16 protein-coding genes are annotated in these 17,141 nt (G+C 38.0%); all 16 read left to right on the top strand.

Features of this window, described 5'->3' with window-relative positions; all coding sequences use genetic code 11:
- Positions 1-9 precede the first annotated feature (9 nt).
- A complete protein-coding gene (gene atpA, locus C794_RS16120; RefSeq protein WP_017798197.1) occupies positions 10-1,521 on the top strand; it encodes a F0F1 ATP synthase subunit alpha in 1,512 nt (503 codons plus the stop codon).
- Between the two features lie 93 nt (positions 1,522-1,614).
- Complete coding sequence (atpG, locus tag C794_RS16115; RefSeq protein ID WP_017798196.1) at positions 1,615-2,475, top strand: ATP synthase F1 subunit gamma; 861 nt, start codon at positions 1,615-1,617, stop codon at positions 2,473-2,475.
- 38 nt (positions 2,476-2,513) lie between these two features.
- Positions 2,514-3,908 (top strand): F0F1 ATP synthase subunit beta, encoded by a 1,395-nt coding sequence (gene atpD / locus C794_RS16110; protein ID WP_017798195.1) that lies wholly within the window; start codon positions 2,514-2,516, stop codon positions 3,906-3,908.
- A gap of 92 nt (positions 3,909-4,000) precedes the next feature.
- Positions 4,001-4,396: a F0F1 ATP synthase subunit epsilon gene (locus C794_RS16105; RefSeq protein ID WP_017798194.1), complete on the top strand. Its 396-nt coding sequence runs from the start codon at positions 4,001-4,003 to the stop codon at positions 4,394-4,396.
- A 320-nt stretch (positions 4,397-4,716) separates the two neighbouring features.
- A complete protein-coding gene (locus C794_RS16100) occupies positions 4,717-4,947 on the top strand; it encodes a DUF1146 family protein (RefSeq protein ID WP_017798193.1) in 231 nt (76 codons plus the stop codon).
- Positions 4,948-5,070: 123 nt separating this feature from the next.
- The gene (locus C794_RS16095) at positions 5,071-5,787 is read left to right on the top strand and encodes a YwmB family TATA-box binding protein (protein WP_017798192.1); all 717 of its coding nucleotides are present in this window, start codon (positions 5,071-5,073) and stop codon (positions 5,785-5,787) included.
- A 34-nt stretch (positions 5,788-5,821) separates the two neighbouring features.
- Positions 5,822-7,153, top strand: coding sequence for a UDP-N-acetylglucosamine 1-carboxyvinyltransferase (gene murA, locus C794_RS16090; RefSeq protein WP_017798191.1), 1,332 nt, complete (start codon positions 5,822-5,824; stop codon positions 7,151-7,153).
- Between the two features lie 235 nt (positions 7,154-7,388).
- Entirely contained in the window at positions 7,389-8,213 is an 825-nt protein-coding gene (locus C794_RS16085) for a M55 family metallopeptidase (protein WP_017798190.1), read from the top strand.
- A gap of 45 nt (positions 8,214-8,258) precedes the next feature.
- Positions 8,259-9,197: an ABC transporter permease gene (locus C794_RS16080; protein ID WP_017798189.1), complete on the top strand. Its 939-nt coding sequence runs from the start codon at positions 8,259-8,261 to the stop codon at positions 9,195-9,197.
- On the top strand, positions 9,194-10,147 hold the full coding sequence (locus C794_RS16075; RefSeq protein WP_017798188.1) for an ABC transporter permease: 954 nt from the start codon (positions 9,194-9,196) through the stop codon (positions 10,145-10,147). The genes C794_RS16080 and C794_RS16075 overlap by 4 nt, the downstream gene beginning before the upstream one ends.
- 9 nt (positions 10,148-10,156) lie before the next feature.
- On the top strand, positions 10,157-11,164 hold the full coding sequence (locus tag C794_RS16070; protein WP_017798187.1) for an ABC transporter ATP-binding protein: 1,008 nt from the start codon (positions 10,157-10,159) through the stop codon (positions 11,162-11,164).
- 16 nt (positions 11,165-11,180) lie between these two features.
- Positions 11,181-12,842 (top strand): peptide ABC transporter substrate-binding protein, encoded by a 1,662-nt coding sequence (locus C794_RS16065; protein WP_017798186.1) that lies wholly within the window; start codon positions 11,181-11,183, stop codon positions 12,840-12,842.
- A gap of 248 nt (positions 12,843-13,090) precedes the next feature.
- A complete protein-coding gene (locus C794_RS16060) occupies positions 13,091-14,008 on the top strand; it encodes a S66 peptidase family protein (protein WP_017798185.1) in 918 nt (305 codons plus the stop codon).
- 12 nt (positions 14,009-14,020) lie between these two features.
- On the top strand, positions 14,021-15,121 hold the full coding sequence (locus tag C794_RS16055; protein WP_017798184.1) for a dipeptide epimerase: 1,101 nt from the start codon (positions 14,021-14,023) through the stop codon (positions 15,119-15,121).
- 28 nt (positions 15,122-15,149) lie between these two features.
- A complete protein-coding gene (locus C794_RS16050; protein WP_017798183.1) occupies positions 15,150-16,082 on the top strand; it encodes a C40 family peptidase in 933 nt (310 codons plus the stop codon).
- A 15-nt stretch (positions 16,083-16,097) separates the two neighbouring features.
- Positions 16,098-17,114 (top strand): ABC transporter ATP-binding protein, encoded by a 1,017-nt coding sequence (locus C794_RS16045; RefSeq protein ID WP_017798182.1) that lies wholly within the window; start codon positions 16,098-16,100, stop codon positions 17,112-17,114.
- The last annotated feature ends 27 nt before the right edge of the window (positions 17,115-17,141 follow it).

Below are 17,141 nucleotides of genomic sequence, written 5' to 3'. Positions count from 1 at the left end.
TGAAATGGTATGAGCATTAATGCTGAAGAAATTAGCACACTGATTAAACAGCAAATTGAAAACTTTGATTCTGACATTGAAGTAAGTGATGTTGGAACAGTTATTGAAGTCGGTGACGGTATCGCACGTGCTCATGGTCTTGATAATGCTATGGCTGGGGAATTACTTGAGTTCTCTAACGGTGTTATGGGATTAGCACAGAACTTAGAAGAAAGTAATGTAGGTATCGTTATCCTTGGACCTTATACAGAAATTAAAGAAGGCGATGAAGTTCGCCGTACTGGCCGTATCATGCAAGTACCTGTAGGTGAGGAATTATTAGGTCGTGTGGTTAACCCACTTGGTCAGCCAATTGATGGCAAAGGCCCAATTGAAACATCAAAAACTCGCCCAATCGAAGCGGCTGCTCCAGGAGTTATGGATCGTAAATCTGTAGATGAGCCACTTCAAACAGGTATTAAAGCGATTGATGCGTTAGTTCCAATTGGACGTGGTCAACGTGAGTTAATTATCGGGGACCGTCAAACTGGTAAAACAACAGTAGCTGTAGATACCATCTTGAATCAAAAAGATCAGGATATGATTTGTATTTATGTAGCTATCGGTCAAAAAGAATCAACTGTTCGTAATACAGTAGAAACATTCCGTAAGCACGGTGCACTTGATAACACAATCGTAGTGACTGCAGGTGCTTCAGATCCTGCACCATTACTATACTTATCTCCGTATGCTGGTGTAGCAATGGGTGAAGAGTTCATGTATAACGGAAAACACGTTTTAGTTGTATATGATGATTTATCTAAACAAGCTGTAGCTTATCGTGAACTTTCCTTACTATTACGTCGTCCACCGGGTCGTGAAGCATTCCCTGGGGATGTGTTCTACCTACACTCTCGTTTATTAGAGCGTGCAGCTAAGTTAAGTGATGCAAAAGGTGGCGGTTCCTTAACTGCATTACCATTTGTTGAAACACAAGCTGGTGATATTGCAGCTTACATCCCGACGAACGTAATTTCCATTACTGATGGACAAATTTTCTTACAATCGGATCTATTCTTCTCTGGGGTTCGTCCAGCGATTAACCCTGGTTTATCCGTTTCACGTGTAGGTGGATCTGCACAAATCAAGGCGATGAAGAAAGTAGCAGGTACATTGCGTCTTGACCTTGCGTCTTTCCGTGAATTAGAAGCATTTTCTCAATTTGGTTCAGACTTGGATAAATCTACACAAGCGAAACTAAATCGCGGTCAACGTACAGTTGAAGTGTTAAAACAAGGTCTTCATAAACCCATGGTAGTTGAAAAACAGGTAGCTATTATCTATGCATTAACTCGTGGTTTCTTAGATGATATTCCTGTAGAAGATATTCAACGTTTTGAAGAAGAATTAAACATTTGGTTGGAAAGCAATCGTAATGAATTACTTACTTCTATTCGTGAAACGGGTAATTTGCCAGACGAAGGTGAGTTTAATGATGCGATTGAATCATTTAAGAAAACATTTTTACCATCTAATAACTAATAAATCGAATAATGAAGTTTCGGTATAGAGTATAAAGGGTCGAATAATCATTTCTCGGCCCCCACTCCTGATAGGAAAGTGTGGTGAAAGAGCTTGGCATCACTAAGAGAATTAAAAGGTAGAATCGAATCTACGAAAAAAACGAAACAAATCACAGGAGCAATGGAACTTGTTTCGGCTTCCAAAATGTCAAAAGCGGAACAAAATGCCCGTGGATTTGTTCCATATGCAGATAAACTTCAAGAGGTTGTAAGCAGTATTGCAAATGCAAATACAGATGCACAGCATCCAATGCTAACGAAACGTGAAGTGAAAAAGACAGGCTATTTAATTGTGACCTCAGATCGTGGTCTTGTAGGCGCATATAATAGTCACGTCTTAAAAAATCTAGTTAACACAATCGATAAAAAACATAATAGTACCGACGAATATACCATCATTGTACTTGGAAGAAAAGGATATGATTATTGTCGAAAACGTGGCCTGCCAGTATCAAAAAGTGTACTAGGTGTGCCCGATCACCCAACATTTGCAGATGTAAAAGAACTAGCGTCTGAAACAGTTCAAATGTATGCAGATGGTGATATTGATGAGCTAAATATTGTATATAACCATTATGTTAGTGCAATTTCGCAAGTGGTTACAAATAAACAATTGCTTCCAATTGAGAATTTGGATGAAAGTGGTACGGCTACATCTGACTACGAGTTTGATCCAAACCAAGAGCAAATCTTGGAAGTACTTTTACCACAGTATGCAGAAAGTCTAATCTTTGGAGCATTACTTGATGGAAAAGCAAGTGAACACGCGGCTAGTATGACTGCAATGCGTAGTGCAACGGATAATGCTTCGGATCTAATTGATGATCTATCCCTATCATATAACCGTGCACGTCAAGCAGCTATTACACAAGAAATCACAGAGATTGTTGGTGGGGTAGCAGCACTAGAATAGTATTACACCGTGTGGACAGTAAGTTAGGAGGGAAATAGATGAGCAAAGGACGCGTTACACAGTTAATGGGACCAGTAGTCGATGTACGTTTTGAAGACGCTGAACTCCCAGAAGTAAATAATGCTTTAGTTGTCCGTAGTGACAGTGGTGAAGAACTAACACTAGAAGTAGCTCTTCATTTAGGTGACAATAGTGTACGTACCATCGCAATGTCTTCAACAGATGGTTTTAAGCGTGGCGCAGAGGTGGAAAACCTTGGTCGTCCAATCTCTGTACCAGTTGGTGACGTAACACTAGGTCGTGTATTTAATGTATTAGGTGAAAATATAGACTTAGACGAACCTTTAGAAGAAGGAGTCCGTCGCGATCCAATTCACCGCGAAGCACCAAACTTTGAAAATTTATCTACAGAAACCGAGATTTTAGAGACAGGTATTAAGGTAGTAGATCTGCTAGCACCTTACATTAAAGGTGGAAAAATTGGTCTGTTCGGTGGAGCAGGTGTAGGTAAAACAGTATTAATTCAGGAATTAATCAACAACATCGCACAAGAGCATGGTGGTATTTCTGTATTCGCAGGTGTTGGTGAACGTACTCGTGAAGGAAATGACTTATACTATGAAATGAGCGATTCTGGAGTTATTGCTAAAACAGCGATGGTATTCGGACAAATGAATGAGCCACCTGGTGCACGTATGCGTGTAGCATTAACTGGTTTAACAATGGCAGAATACTTCCGTGATGAGCAAGGCCAAGATGTATTATTGTTCGTTGATAATATCTTCCGCTTCACACAAGCAGGTTCTGAGGTATCCGCACTACTTGGTCGTATGCCATCAGCGGTAGGTTACCAACCTACTCTAGCTACAGAAATGGGACAATTACAGGAACGTATTACATCTACAGACAAAGGTTCTGTAACATCTATTCAAGCAATTTATGTACCAGCCGATGACTACACTGACCCGGCTCCGGCTACAACTTTTGCTCACTTAGATGCAACAACAAACCTTGACCGTAAATTGTCTGAGCAAGGTATCTACCCGGCGGTGGATCCATTAGAGTCTACTTCACGCGCACTTGACCCAGAGGTTGTTGGAAAAGAGCATTATGAAGTAGCAACACAAGTACAGCAAACACTACAAAAATATCGTGAACTTCAAGATATTATCGCAATCCTTGGTATGGATGAGTTGGGCGATGAGGATAAATTAGTCGTTGCACGTGCACGTCGAATTCAATTCTATCTATCACAAAACTTCCACGTAGCGGAGCAGTTCACTGGACAACCAGGTTCTTACGTTCCTGTTCAAGAGACTGTAAAAGGATTTAAAGAAATTCTTGAAGGTAAATATGACGATCTTCCAGAGGATGCTTTCCGTCTAGTTGGACGTATTGAAGAAGTTGTAGAAAAAGCAAAAGGAATGGAATAATATTCGGTCTGGAAGTAAAAGGATTTAAAAAATCTTTAAATGCCTGAATTAATTTTCGAGCACTTCCATCCCGTCTCTTAGGAGGGGTTACATTGAGAACACTAGAAGTGAGTGTTGTTACTCCTGGTGGCCCGGTTTTAGAAGAAAGCTTTGAAATGGTAGTTTGTAAAGCTGAAACTGGTGAAATCGGTATTTTACCTGGACATATTCCATTAGTTTCTCCACTTCAAATTAGTGCAGTTCGCTTGAAAAAGGGAAATGATACTAAATATTTAGCAATAAGTGGTGGATTTATGGAAGTGCAGCCTGAAAAAGTAACCATTCTTGCACAATCTGCTGAAACTGCAAGTGATATCGATGTTCAACGTGCAAAAGAAGCAAAAGATCGTGCGGAAAGACGTCTTCAGGCAAATCAGGATAATATTGATAAAGCTCGGGCCGAATTAGCACTCAAAAGAGCAATTAATCGCCTCGACGTAGGCAAGTAATACTAAAAACTACTCCTGCAATTTTTTTGCAGGAGTTTTTGTATTTTAATAGAAAATATTCAGTCTGTACGTTGTCAATAGAGCAGTTCTAAAACCTGACAAGGTTCTATAATTAAGATAGAAAGTTGGTATTTCTTCTATTAATCCTACTAGCTAGCATTTACCATCATATTTTCAACTAATCTCTCTTTCCAAAAACAAATTGTCGATATTTCCCGGGAAATGTAAACAACCTTAATAAAAGAAAGTAATAGTTAGCAATCAATTGACTTTTTATTGTCCACCTGTCAAAGTATTTACTAGAAAGAAAGGTGGTACGTATGTTTTCAGTTGGACAAATGGCATTAATTAGTATCTTTTCTCATTTATTTTTTATTTATATGACTTGGCGTCTAGTGATGGCGTTAAACATTGATTATATTTTTAAAAAAGGAAGATCGGGAGAAGCAAGGGTTTTTCTTTTGTTTCTAACGATTGTCATTGGAGCAGGAGTTAGTCGCTTCTTCTTAGAAGTACTACAGTGGTCCGGAGATTTAACTTATCTTTTCTAAAATCCTATTTAGCTCAGCAAATAGCAGAGCTTTCATTTTAATATAATGTCGGAATTTGTATCGTATGTAAAATTATCCTTCTGTCAAAACTAAGATTAATAGATTTGATAGGAGGATTTTTTCATGTTTAATAGACTTTTATTCTTTTTTATATCCATTTCTTTATTTTTAACAACAACACATGCATCAGATTTAAAGGGAGACGAGATGATAGCTCTCGGAAACTTTGCGATAGAGCAGCAATTAGAGGTTGAAAATTGGCAAGTTACCATAAAGGAATCTATAACAGTACATAAAGGAGAGCAGTTAGTTGAACAGCTTAAAGATGAGTTTCCCCATGAGAAAAAAACGGATGAAAAAAGTATAAAATACATTTTTAAAAACGATCATAAAACAAATGGGATTGACGTATTGTATAAAGTGATTTTGCCAATTGAATCGTCATCACAGGCAGAAATTATCGCTCTTTTAGAAGGGGCTGATTGGAGCGAGGAAATAAAAGAAACGTATATAACAACAAAGAATGAAATTGTTCATAAATTGTTTACAAAATTAGCTCAATCATATACTTGTCTGAACTCATTAGATAATGATATAATAAATAGTGATGTTTTTATAGAAAATGCAATAAATTATTTTAATTTGCGACATACAACAACACAGTACGACAATATAGCAAAGTCCACGATTAAAAAGTCATTTTATGGGTATACAGATTTATGGGATGATTTTTATTCTGTAAATGACAAACCGATAAATGTACAAATAGCTATTATAGAAGACAAAGCAGGAAATGAGAAATACACGATAGGAACACCTATCCTAATACATGAATATTAATATAGGGAAATTGGATCTGAAGGGGATTTATAACATGGAAAAAATCATCGTAAGTGGCGGACACCAATTGAATGGCACCGTGCGGCTTGAAGGTGCTAAAAACGCTGTACTACCTGTTTTAGCGGCAAGTTTAATTGCGAGTGAAGGGGAAAGCGTTATTAAAGAAGTACCAGTTTTAGCAGACGTATATACAATTAATGAAGTATTACGTAATCTTAATGCAGATGTTGAATTTGATTCAGCTACAAAAACAGTAAATATTAATGCATCAAAACAATTAGAGACAGAAGCCCCATTTGAATATGTGAGAAAAATGCGTGCATCTGTACTTGTTTTGGGACCACTATTGGCCCGTTATGGACACGCGAAAGTTGCTATGCCAGGTGGATGTGCAATTGGTTCTCGACCAATTGATTTACACCTTAAAGGCTTTGAAGCAATGGGAGCAGATATCCATGTAGGTAACGGCTATGTGGAAGCTAAAGTCGATGGCAGATTACAAGGTGCGAAGATTTATCTTGATATGCCAAGTGTAGGTGCGACAGAAAATATTATGATGGCTGCAGCACTTGCAAAAGGAAAGACAGTAATTGAAAATGCTGCAAAAGAACCGGAAATTGTTGACTTAGCAAATTATCTTAATAAGATGGGTGCGAATATCGTTGGAGCAGGTACGGAAACAATCCGTATTATTGGTGTGGAAAAGCTTCACGGTACGGAGCATATGATTATACCTGACCGTATTGAAGCAGGTACTTTTATGGTAGCTTCTGCAATAACTGGAGGTAATGTATTCATTGAGAATGCGATGCGTGAACATTTACGCTCTGTGATTTCAAAGTTAGAAGAAATGAATGTAGACGTAATTGATGAGAATGGCGGGTTACGTATTATTGGACCTGAGCAATTGAAATCAACAGATATCAAAACATTACCACATCCTGGTTTTCCTACAGATATGCAATCACAAATGATGTCACTAATGCTACGTGCAGAAGGCACAGGTGTGATTACAGAGACTGTTTTTGAAAATCGATTTATGCATGTAGAAGAGTTTCGTCGCATGAATGCCAATATTAAAATTGAAGGACGCAGTGTAATTATTGAAGGTATTTCAGAATTACAAGGTGCTGAAGTAGCGGCAACAGATCTTCGTGCGGCAGCGGCCCTTATTTTAGCTGGACTTGTAAGTGATGGATACACACGTGTAACTGAGCTTAAACATCTTGACCGAGGCTATGTTGATATTGTTGATAAGTTAGCAGCGCTTGGAGCAGATATCAAGAGAGTGGATGAGAACGGAGTAATTGTACAACCACTCTATGTAACCACCGCAAAAGAATCAAATGAAATAGCTGCGGATTAATCAAATATTATCTGAAAAATTATTTCTTAAGTAGATGTGTTATTACGCATCTACTTTTTCGTGTTTCGGGAAAAAATTTCCTGATTAAAAGAAATCTACATATCCCATTTTAATTCTATTATGTCCACTTATTTGAAAAATATTCAGATTAATACAAAATATAAAACTTCTCATAATTAAAAAAACATGATAAAATTAATAGAAAATTAACAATAGTGTAGGTGGGTGAGACAACATGAAAATATACATATCGATAGACATGGAAGGTATTACCGGACTACCAGACTATACCTTTGTTGATGCAAATAGCCATAATTATGAGCGTTCTAGGATAATCATGACAAAAGAAGTGAACTACATTATTCAAGCTTCTTTTGATTCTGGTTGTGAAGAAGTGCTTGTAAATGACAGTCACTCGAAAATGAACAATCTCCTAATTGAAGACATTCATCCAGATTGCCACTTGATTATTGGAGAAGTAAAGCCTTTTTCTATGGTACAAGGTTTGGATTATTCATTTACGGGTGCTTTTTTAGTTGGTTATCATTCGCAGGCAGGAAGCCCAGGAGTAATGTCGCATTCAATGATTCATGCGGTGAGAAATTTTTTCATTAATGATCATTGTATTGGTGAAATGGGGATGAACGCCTACTTAGCAGGATATTACAATGTTCCAGTCTTATTGGTTACTGGCGATGATTACACTGCGATGGAAGCGGAAGAATTGATTCCAGGAGTTACAACCGCCATCGTCAAAGAGTCAATTTCAAGATCTTCAGTAAAGAGTCTTACTCCATCGAAAGCAGGAGCATTATTAGAGAAAAAAGTGAAACAAGCATTAACCAATGCAAGTAATGTAGAACCCTTAATACCACCAGAACAACCTGAATTAACCATTGAATTTTGTAATTATGGTCAAGCAGAATGGGCGAATCTTATGCCAGGAACAGAATTGATTGAAGGAACAACAAAGGTAAGGTTCCGTGCAAAAGATATGAAAGAGGCATATCAAGCCATGTTAGTCATGACAGAGCTGGCAATGAATACTACATTCTCTTAAACAAAAACAGACAACGTGTTAGCAAATTTATAGGGGGTGCATCGTTTGCTGAAATACATATTAAAAAGATTAGCCATTATGGCAGTAACGCTTTGGATTATTATTACACTAACTTTTGTACTCATGACGAGTATACCAGGTTCACCATTTAATAGTGATCAGTCTTCCAATGAAACAATTCGTGCAAACTTAGAAGCACATTATAATTTAGACAAACCACCACACGTGCAATATTTACTGTATTTAAAATCCATTGTCACATTTGATTTTGGACCTTCCATTAAACAACCAAATCAATCTGTAAATGATTTATTATCAAGAGGATTTCCGATTTCTTTTGAATTAGGAATTATTACCATCGTTGTTGCAGTTATTTCAGGTGTTTTAGTAGGGATTATCGCTGCGCTAAGACATAATGGGATATTAGATTACTTAACCATGGGAATTGCAGTATTAGGAATCTCTATTCCAAACTTCATTTTAGCCACATTACTTATTCAGCAACTCGCAGTTAACTTTGAATTATTTCCGACTGCAACGTGGAAAAGCCCAGCACATATGGTACTGCCTGTTTTAGCGTTAGCAACAGGACCGATGGCAATTATAGCAAGACTTACTCGCTCAACCATGCTGGAAGTTCTTACGCAAGATTACATAAAAATGGCCAAGGCGAAAGGATTGTCTCCTTGGAAAATTATTTTTAAGCATGCACTTCGAAATGCATTAATGCCTGTTGTTACCATTATGGGGACATTATTAGCCGGAATACTAACGGGAACATTTGTAATTGAGCAGATATTTGCAATTCCAGGTATGGGTAAATATTTTGTCGAAAGTATAAATCAACGGGATTATCCAGTAATTATGGGAACGACCGTATTCTATAGTGCTTTTCTAATCTTCATGTTATTCCTTGTAGACATTGCTTATGGAATCCTCGACCCTCGAATAAAAATGAATAGCAAGGGAGGGGAAGCGTCATGAGTTCCAATGAAGAATTATCCGATAAGAATCCTCCTGCAGTTCCAGATGAATGGTTTACTTGGAAAGGTAAGGATACACTGGAAGCAGAATCCGTTGCTAGACCTTCTCTTTCCTATTGGCAAGACGCATGGAAACGATTAGTGAAAAATAAAATGGCAATGCTTGGCTTAGTATTTTTAGTATTGCTTACAGTCATGGCAATTTTTGGACCAATGATTTCAACATATGAAGTTAATAAACAGGACTTACCTAATCAGTATCAACCACCATCTAGTGAGCACTGGTTTGGAACAGATAGTGCTGGAAGGGATGTATTTACGCGAACATGGTATGGTGCGCGAATTTCCCTGTTTGTTGGATTAGTGGCAGCATTGATTGATGTTACCGTAGGAATTATTTGGGGTGGTATTTCCGGGTATAAAGGCGGTCGCACGGATAATGTAATGATGCGAATTATTGAGATTTTATATGGATTGCCATACTTATTAGTTGTTATCTTACTTCTGGTAGTATTAGGACCTAGCTTAGGTACGATAATACTTGCTCTAACGATTACTGGCTGGGTTGGGATGGCCCGAATTGTGCGAGGACAGGTTTTACAAATTAAAAACTATGAATTTGTCCTCGCTTCACGTGCATTTGGTACAAAGTCATCGAGAATCATTAGGCGGAATTTATTACCGAATACGATGGGTCCAATTATTGTTCAAATGACATTAACTGTACCATCAGCCATTTTTGCCGAAGCATTTTTAAGTTTTATTGGACTTGGAATCCAGGCTCCGTTTGCAAGTTGGGGTGTCATGGCCAATGATTCATTAGGTGCGATTCTTTCCGGTAACTGGTGGACTTTATTCTTCCCGGCCTTCTTTATATCATTTACGATGTTTGCATTTAACGTACTTGGAGACGGACTTCAGGATGCATTGGATCCAAAATTAAGGAAGTAGGTGAACCATTTGGAAAAAATACTCGAAGTAAAAGATCTTCATGTAACGTTTACAACCTATGGTGGTTCTGTCCAGGCGGTTCGTGGAGTAAAATTTTATTTAAATAAAGGAGAAACACTAGCAATAGTGGGAGAATCTGGATGTGGAAAAAGTGTTACGTCAAACGCAATCATGCGACTGATCCCTAACCCGCCAGGGAAAATTACCAAAGGGAATATTTATTTTAAAGGAAAAGACTTAATTCAATTCCGAGAGAAACAGATGCGATCGATTCGTGGTGTAGATATTTCGATGATTTTTCAAGATCCGATGACAGCATTAAATCCAACACTTACCATTGGTACACAACTAATGGAAGGTTTAAAAGAACATAAAGGTATTTCGGGAAAAGAAGCGAAAGCAAAAGCGATTGAAATGATGGAATTGGTTGGAATACCGAGTCCAGAAGAGCGCCTGAAACAGTATCCACATCAATTTAGTGGAGGAATGCGACAACGTATTGTTATTGCAATTGCCTTAATTTGTGAGCCAGATCTACTTATAGCTGATGAACCAACGACAGCACTTGATGTCACGATTCAAGCACAAATACTAGAGTTGTTTGAAAAGATACAGGAAAAGATGGGTGTTTCCATTATTTTAATCACACATGATTTAGGCGTAGTTGCTAAAATAGCAGATCGAATTGCAGTAATGTATGCAGGAAAAATTATCGAATCTGGTACAAAACGTGAAATATTTTATCAACCGCAACATCCATATACAAAAGGTTTGTTAAATTCTGTACCTCGATTGGACATAAAGGAAGATCAATTAACACCAATTGATGGTACACCACCTGATTTATTCTCACCTCCACAGGGATGCCCTTTTGCAGCAAGGTGTCCGTTTGCAATGGAGGTGTGTGATAAAGTTTATCCAGTTCAGACAGAGTTAACGCCATCACATAACGTGGATTGTTGGCTCCAAGATGAACGGGCACAACAGCTATTAGCTGAAAGTTCTTTCCAGTATTAAAAAAGGGGGAAATGGTATGAAGAACAAAAAGTTACTGTTGATTTTGTTGGCTTTGTTAACGGTATTTGTATTAGCAGCATGTACTGCAAATGAAGATGCAGGTGAGCCAGATGATGCTGATGCAGGGGAAACAGAAGAAGAAAAAGGTCAAGATGAAGAAGCTGCTGGAGAAAAAGTTCTTCGTTTGAATAACGGCGTAGAACCGACTTCACTCGATCCATCGATTGGGTTTGATCAAGTTTCTTGGGATCCGTTAAACAACTTAATGGAAGGTCTAACTAGGTTAGATCAAGACCATGTTGCCGGTCCAGGCGTAGCGGAGAACTGGGACATATCAGAAGACGGATTAACTTACACATTCCATTTACGTGAAGATGCAAACTGGTCGAATGGAGATCCAGTAGTTGCAGAAGACTTTGTGTATGCGTGGAAATATATGCTGGATCCGGAGAATGCATCCTCTGCTGCATTTTTAGCATACTTTATTGAAGGAGCAGAAGCATTTAATAATGGTGAAGGATCAGCAGATGATGTCAAGATTACTGCTGTGGATGAAAAAACGCTAGAAGTAGTATTGGAAGCACCGACTGGGTTTTTCCTAGATGTGTTAACAAATCCAGCATTTTTCCCAGTAAATCATAAAGTGGCAGAAGAAAATGCTGAGTGGCATGCGGAAGCAGACTCATTTGTGGCAAACGGTCCATTTTTATTGGAATCATGGGATCATGATAGTGAAATGGTATTTGCCAAAAATACAGAGTATTGGGATGCAGATGCTGTTAATTTAGATAAGATCCATTTTGCAATGGTAAATGATACGAATACACAATATCAAATGTTTGAAACAGGAGAGCTCGATACAGCAAGTATCCCTCCAGAAATGTCAGATGAATTAATTGATGGAGATAATGTATTTATTGGTGATTATGGCGGATTAGAATTCTTCCGTTTTAACATTACAGAAGAACCATTCCAAAATAAAAATATTCGTAAGGCATTTGCATATGCCATTAATCGTGAAGATATTGCTACCTATGTCGTGAAAAATGGTGTAGAGCCAGCTTATGGTTTTGTATCTCCTGGATTTACTACTCCAGATGGTGGAGATTTCCGTGATGAAAATGGAAACTTAGTAGAGTTTGATCCAGATACAGCGAAAGAATTTTTAGAGCAAGGAATGGAAGAAGAAGGCTATAGTGAACTTCCAAGCATTGTTTTGTCTTATAACACAAGTGACACGAATAAAGCTGTTGCGGAATCGATTCAAAATATGTTAAGTGAAAATCTTGGTGTCGAAGTAACATTAGAAAACCAAGAATGGAACGTATTTGCTGAAGCGCAGCAAAACCTAGAGTTACAACTATCACGTAGTTCTTTTATTAATGATTACAATGACCCGGTAAACTTCCTAGAGAGCTTTATTACGGATTCTTATATGAACCGTACTGGTTGGTCGAATGATGAGTACGATGAATTAATTGAAAAAGGAAAAACAGAAACAGATGAAGAACAACGCTACGAATATTTATATGAAGCGGAGAGATTGCTTGCAGAAGAAATGGTTGCAATGCCAATTCGTTACTATAATACAGTAGTTCTAGAAGCGGATCATGTGGAAGGAATTCTACGTCATCCAGTTGGTTATTTTGATTTGAAATATGCTGACGTAACAGAGTAATCATACTAGAAAATACGCAGAGACAAAATACAAGAAGAATAAAGATATATTGGAGTTAATTTTTGCAGGATTCCTGCGGGAGTGAGGCATAGGTGAGTCCCCGGGTTGCATAGCAATCGGAGGCTCACCAGCTGCCGCTGGATAAGCACATATATTTCTTAATATTTACATAAATACCGCAGTTGGTACGCGGATATATGGGCAATTTCGCCTTTGTTCATGAATACATAAGAAAGAGGGATTTTTTCATGATACTTCCTAATCGGCTTAAAGAAGGAGATAAAATTGGAATAGTTGCCCCGGCAGGACCGCCTGACCGAGAAAAGGTAAATAAATCTTTATCATTTTTTGAGCAGCTAGGTCTTCGCGTGCACATAGGTAATTACCTTTATGACGAAAGAGGTTATTTATCTGCTGGTGACGAACAGCGACTGGAAGATTTTCATGAGATGATTGCAGATAGAAGTATTAAAGCTATTTTTTTCGCGCGGGGTGGATATGGATCCGCTCGTATCGTAGATCACTTAGATATGAATTTAATTGGAAATAACCCCAAAATTATTTGGGGTTATAGTGATATTACCTATTTACATACGGCTATTCGTCAAGCTACGGGGCTGGTTACATTTCATGGACCAATGGCCGCATCGGATATTGTAAAAGCAGATTTTGATCGATTCTCTGGCCAATTATTTAAACAATTATTTGAACCTACTGAACTAATTTATTCAGAGAAAGTGTCTCCGCTTTATGTGTATACAAACGGTACCGCAAAAGGAGAAGTTGTTGGTGGGAATCTATCATTATTAGTCAGTTCAATGGGAACCTCTTATGAGATTGATACAAAAAATAAACTATTATTAATAGAAGATATAGGAGAAGAACCTTACCGCGTGGATAGCATGCTTAATCAGTTACGACTAGCTGGAAAGTTAGAAGATGCAGCTGGAATTATAGTGGGAGACTTTGCGGATGCGGAACCAACCGTTCAACCAAGTCTTTCTTTAACAGATGTATTTGAAGATTATTTTCGACCACTCAGAAAACCTGTAATCGGAGGGTTCAAAATTGGGCATTGTTTTCCTCATTTTTCACTGCCGTTAGGTGTTGTGGCGGAGTTATCTTCAGAAAGCAAATCTTTAACTATTGATTCTGGTGTCAGATAGAGGGGAGAAAACATGAAGATTACAAATCTAGAAACCTTTATTGGGTCAGTGCCATTACACACCCCGTTTAAGACAGCATTACGTACTGTAACGGTAGCTGAATCTATCATCGTCAAACTAACAAGTGAAGATGGTTATATAGGATGGGGAGAAGCTCCTCCGACTCATGTAATAACTGGGGACAGTCTGGCAAGTATCGAATATGCTATTAATCAGGTGATTAAACCACTTTTACTAGGTACATCACTGTCTGCTTATGAACGTATTTTTGAACAACTGCAAGCGTGCATGATTGGAAATACGAGTGCCAAAGCTGCTGTCGATATGGCCGTTTTTGATTTATTAGCACAATATGCAAAATTACCCCTTTATCAATATTTAGGAGGTTACCAATCGGAAATTGAAACAGATTATACCGTCAGTGTAAATACTGTAGAAGAAATGGTAAGAGATGCTAACCAATATAAACTAAATGGATTCTCGATATTGAAGATAAAGGTTGGTAAAGATCAAATTGAAACAGATATGGAGCGAATCAAAGCGATTCGTCGAGCAGTTGGCAATGAAGTTCGTATTCGACTCGATGCGAATCAAGGTTGGAAGCCAAAAGAAGCTGTACAGGTAATTCAGAAGATGGAAGACTTGCAACTAAATATTGAACTTGTAGAACAACCAGTGGCAGCGAGAGACATTGAAGGATTAAGATATATAACCGAACGAACAGAAACTCCAATTATGGCGGATGAATCAGTATTTTCTATCTATGATGCGAGACAAGTATTAGAAAATAAGGCAGCAGATCTTATTAATATTAAGTTAATGAAGTCTGGTGGAATCCATCAAGCTAGAAAAATAGCAACTTTAGCGCAAAGCTATGGAATAGAATGTATGGTAGGTAGCATGATAGAAACGAAACTAGGAATTAGTGCGGCTGCTCATTTTGCTGCAAGCCATCCAGTTGTTACAAAATTTGATTTTGATTCCCCATTAATGCTATCAGGAGATTTGGTTCATGGTGGAGTGAATTATAAGGGTAGTCATCTTTCATTTAGTAAGAATTATGGATTAGGAATCAGTGGAATTCGTTCCACGTTTTTGAAAAAAACAGAATGAAATAATTCGGAATGGGGGAAGGAGTTAAATGAATCAAACGTTTGATCAATTAACTGAAGATTTTTGGGTTACCGATGTACAAGTGGCGACGGTATGGACAAATCCACAGTCTGTAAGGGATATAGATAAAGACGGACGAACGAACCCAACGAATATAAATAAATGGTACGAGAAACTTTCCTATGATGAACGATTAGCTCTATGTAATGAAAATAGAGTTCAAACACAAGCATTATATGGTGAACCGGTAATTGTAATTAATGAATTAGACGATTGGGCTGAAGTAGTATTACCATTTCAAGCTTCTAAAAAGGATATAAGAGGATATCCTGGGTGGATTCCCAAGCAACAATTAACTATGACAACAAAGTCAGATTGGGTAAGCGAATCGATGGTGATGGTTAACAAAAACAAGAGCTGGTTAGAAACCCAAGATGGGAGACAAACGATTGAAATTAGTTTTGCAACCATTCTTCCCTTGGTAACGGAAGAACAAGGTCGTGTACAAGTTCAGACTCCACATGGTGTTCAATATTTAGCTAGAGGAGATGTACTTATTTTTTCTACAAGAGAAGGAGTCCCTACACGTACTGGAGAGGACATCGTTCGAACCGGAATCCCATTTTTACGTTTAGATTATTTCTGGGGAGGAATGAGCGCTTTTGGTTACGATTGTTCTGGGTTAGCTTATGCGACTCATAAAGCGAATGGATATTGGATTGCTAGGGATGCGAGTGATCAAGCTGCTGGTGGAAAAGAAGTACCGTTTAATGAATTACAATCTGGAGATTTATTATTTTTTGCCTATGAAGAAGGAAAAGGAAGTATCCATCATGTAGGAATATATAAAGGAAACGATGAAATGTTACATTCACCACAAACAGGTAAAGGGATCGAAATCACTCCATTAGCGGGAACCAAATATGAAAAAGAATTATGTGCAGCACGAAGATACTGGTGATTAGGAGGGATGAGAATGCAAGATTATATTTTAGACGTTCGTAACTTAAAGAAGTATTTTCAAGTCGGTAAAGGAAGTATATTGAAAGCAGTTGATGATATCTCTTTTCATGTAAAACGTGGAGAGACTTATGGGTTGGTAGGGGAATCAGGATGCGGAAAATCTACAATTGGTCGAACCATTCTTGGTCTATATGACAAGACAGATGGAGAAGTAATATTTGATCTTGAGAATGTACATGAACTAAGTGAAAAAGATCGTTTTTCTTTTTATCGAAAAATGCAAATGATTTTTCAGGATCCATATGCATCCTTAAATCCACGTTCTACGATTAAAGAGATTATATCTGAACCAATGGAAGTACATGGTCTGTATTCAAATAAAAAAGAGAGGTTGAAACGCGTTCATGAACTGTTGGAAGAGGTAGGCTTGAATAAGGATCATGCTAATCGTTATCCTCATGAATTTAGTGGTGGTCAGCGTCAACGGATTGGTATAGCTCGAGCCCTTGCTTTAGATCCAGAATTTATTATTGCAGATGAACCGATTTCAGCACTGGATGTTTCAGTACAAGCACAGGTAGTTAACCTTATGAAGCGATTACAACAAGAGAAAGGGTTAACTTTTCTATTTATTGCCCACGATTTATCGATGGTAAAGCAGTTTTCAGATCGAATTGGTGTAATGTATTTAGGAAACATGGTAGAAGAAACCCAAAGTGAACATTTGTATGATAATCCTTTACATCCTTATACGAAGGCGTTGTTATCAGCGATTCCTATTCCCGATCCGGATATTGAAGATCAGCGGGAACGAATTATATTGGAAGGTGAGCTACCTAGTCCGATTCATCCTCCAAGTGGTTGTGTGTTTCGTACACGTTGTCCGATGGCGATGGAAGTTTGTGCGAAAGATCGTCCTGTGTGGCAAGAGGCAGAAGAAGGCCATTATGTTGCCTGTCATCTGTATGATAAGTCAAAAGAAAACAGTCCTCATACCGGACCACAGTTGAAAGAAGGGGCGATTCGTTAAATTACTGAGATGCTAGTACTGTTCGTA

It is taken from the genome of Oceanobacillus kimchii X50 (assembly GCF_000340475.1).
In the GTDB taxonomy this organism is placed as follows: domain Bacteria; phylum Bacillota; class Bacilli; order Bacillales; family Amphibacillaceae; genus Oceanobacillus; species Oceanobacillus kimchii.
The sequence above is the reverse complement of the archived record's forward strand: the minus strand, read 5'-3'. Positions and strand labels throughout refer to the sequence as shown.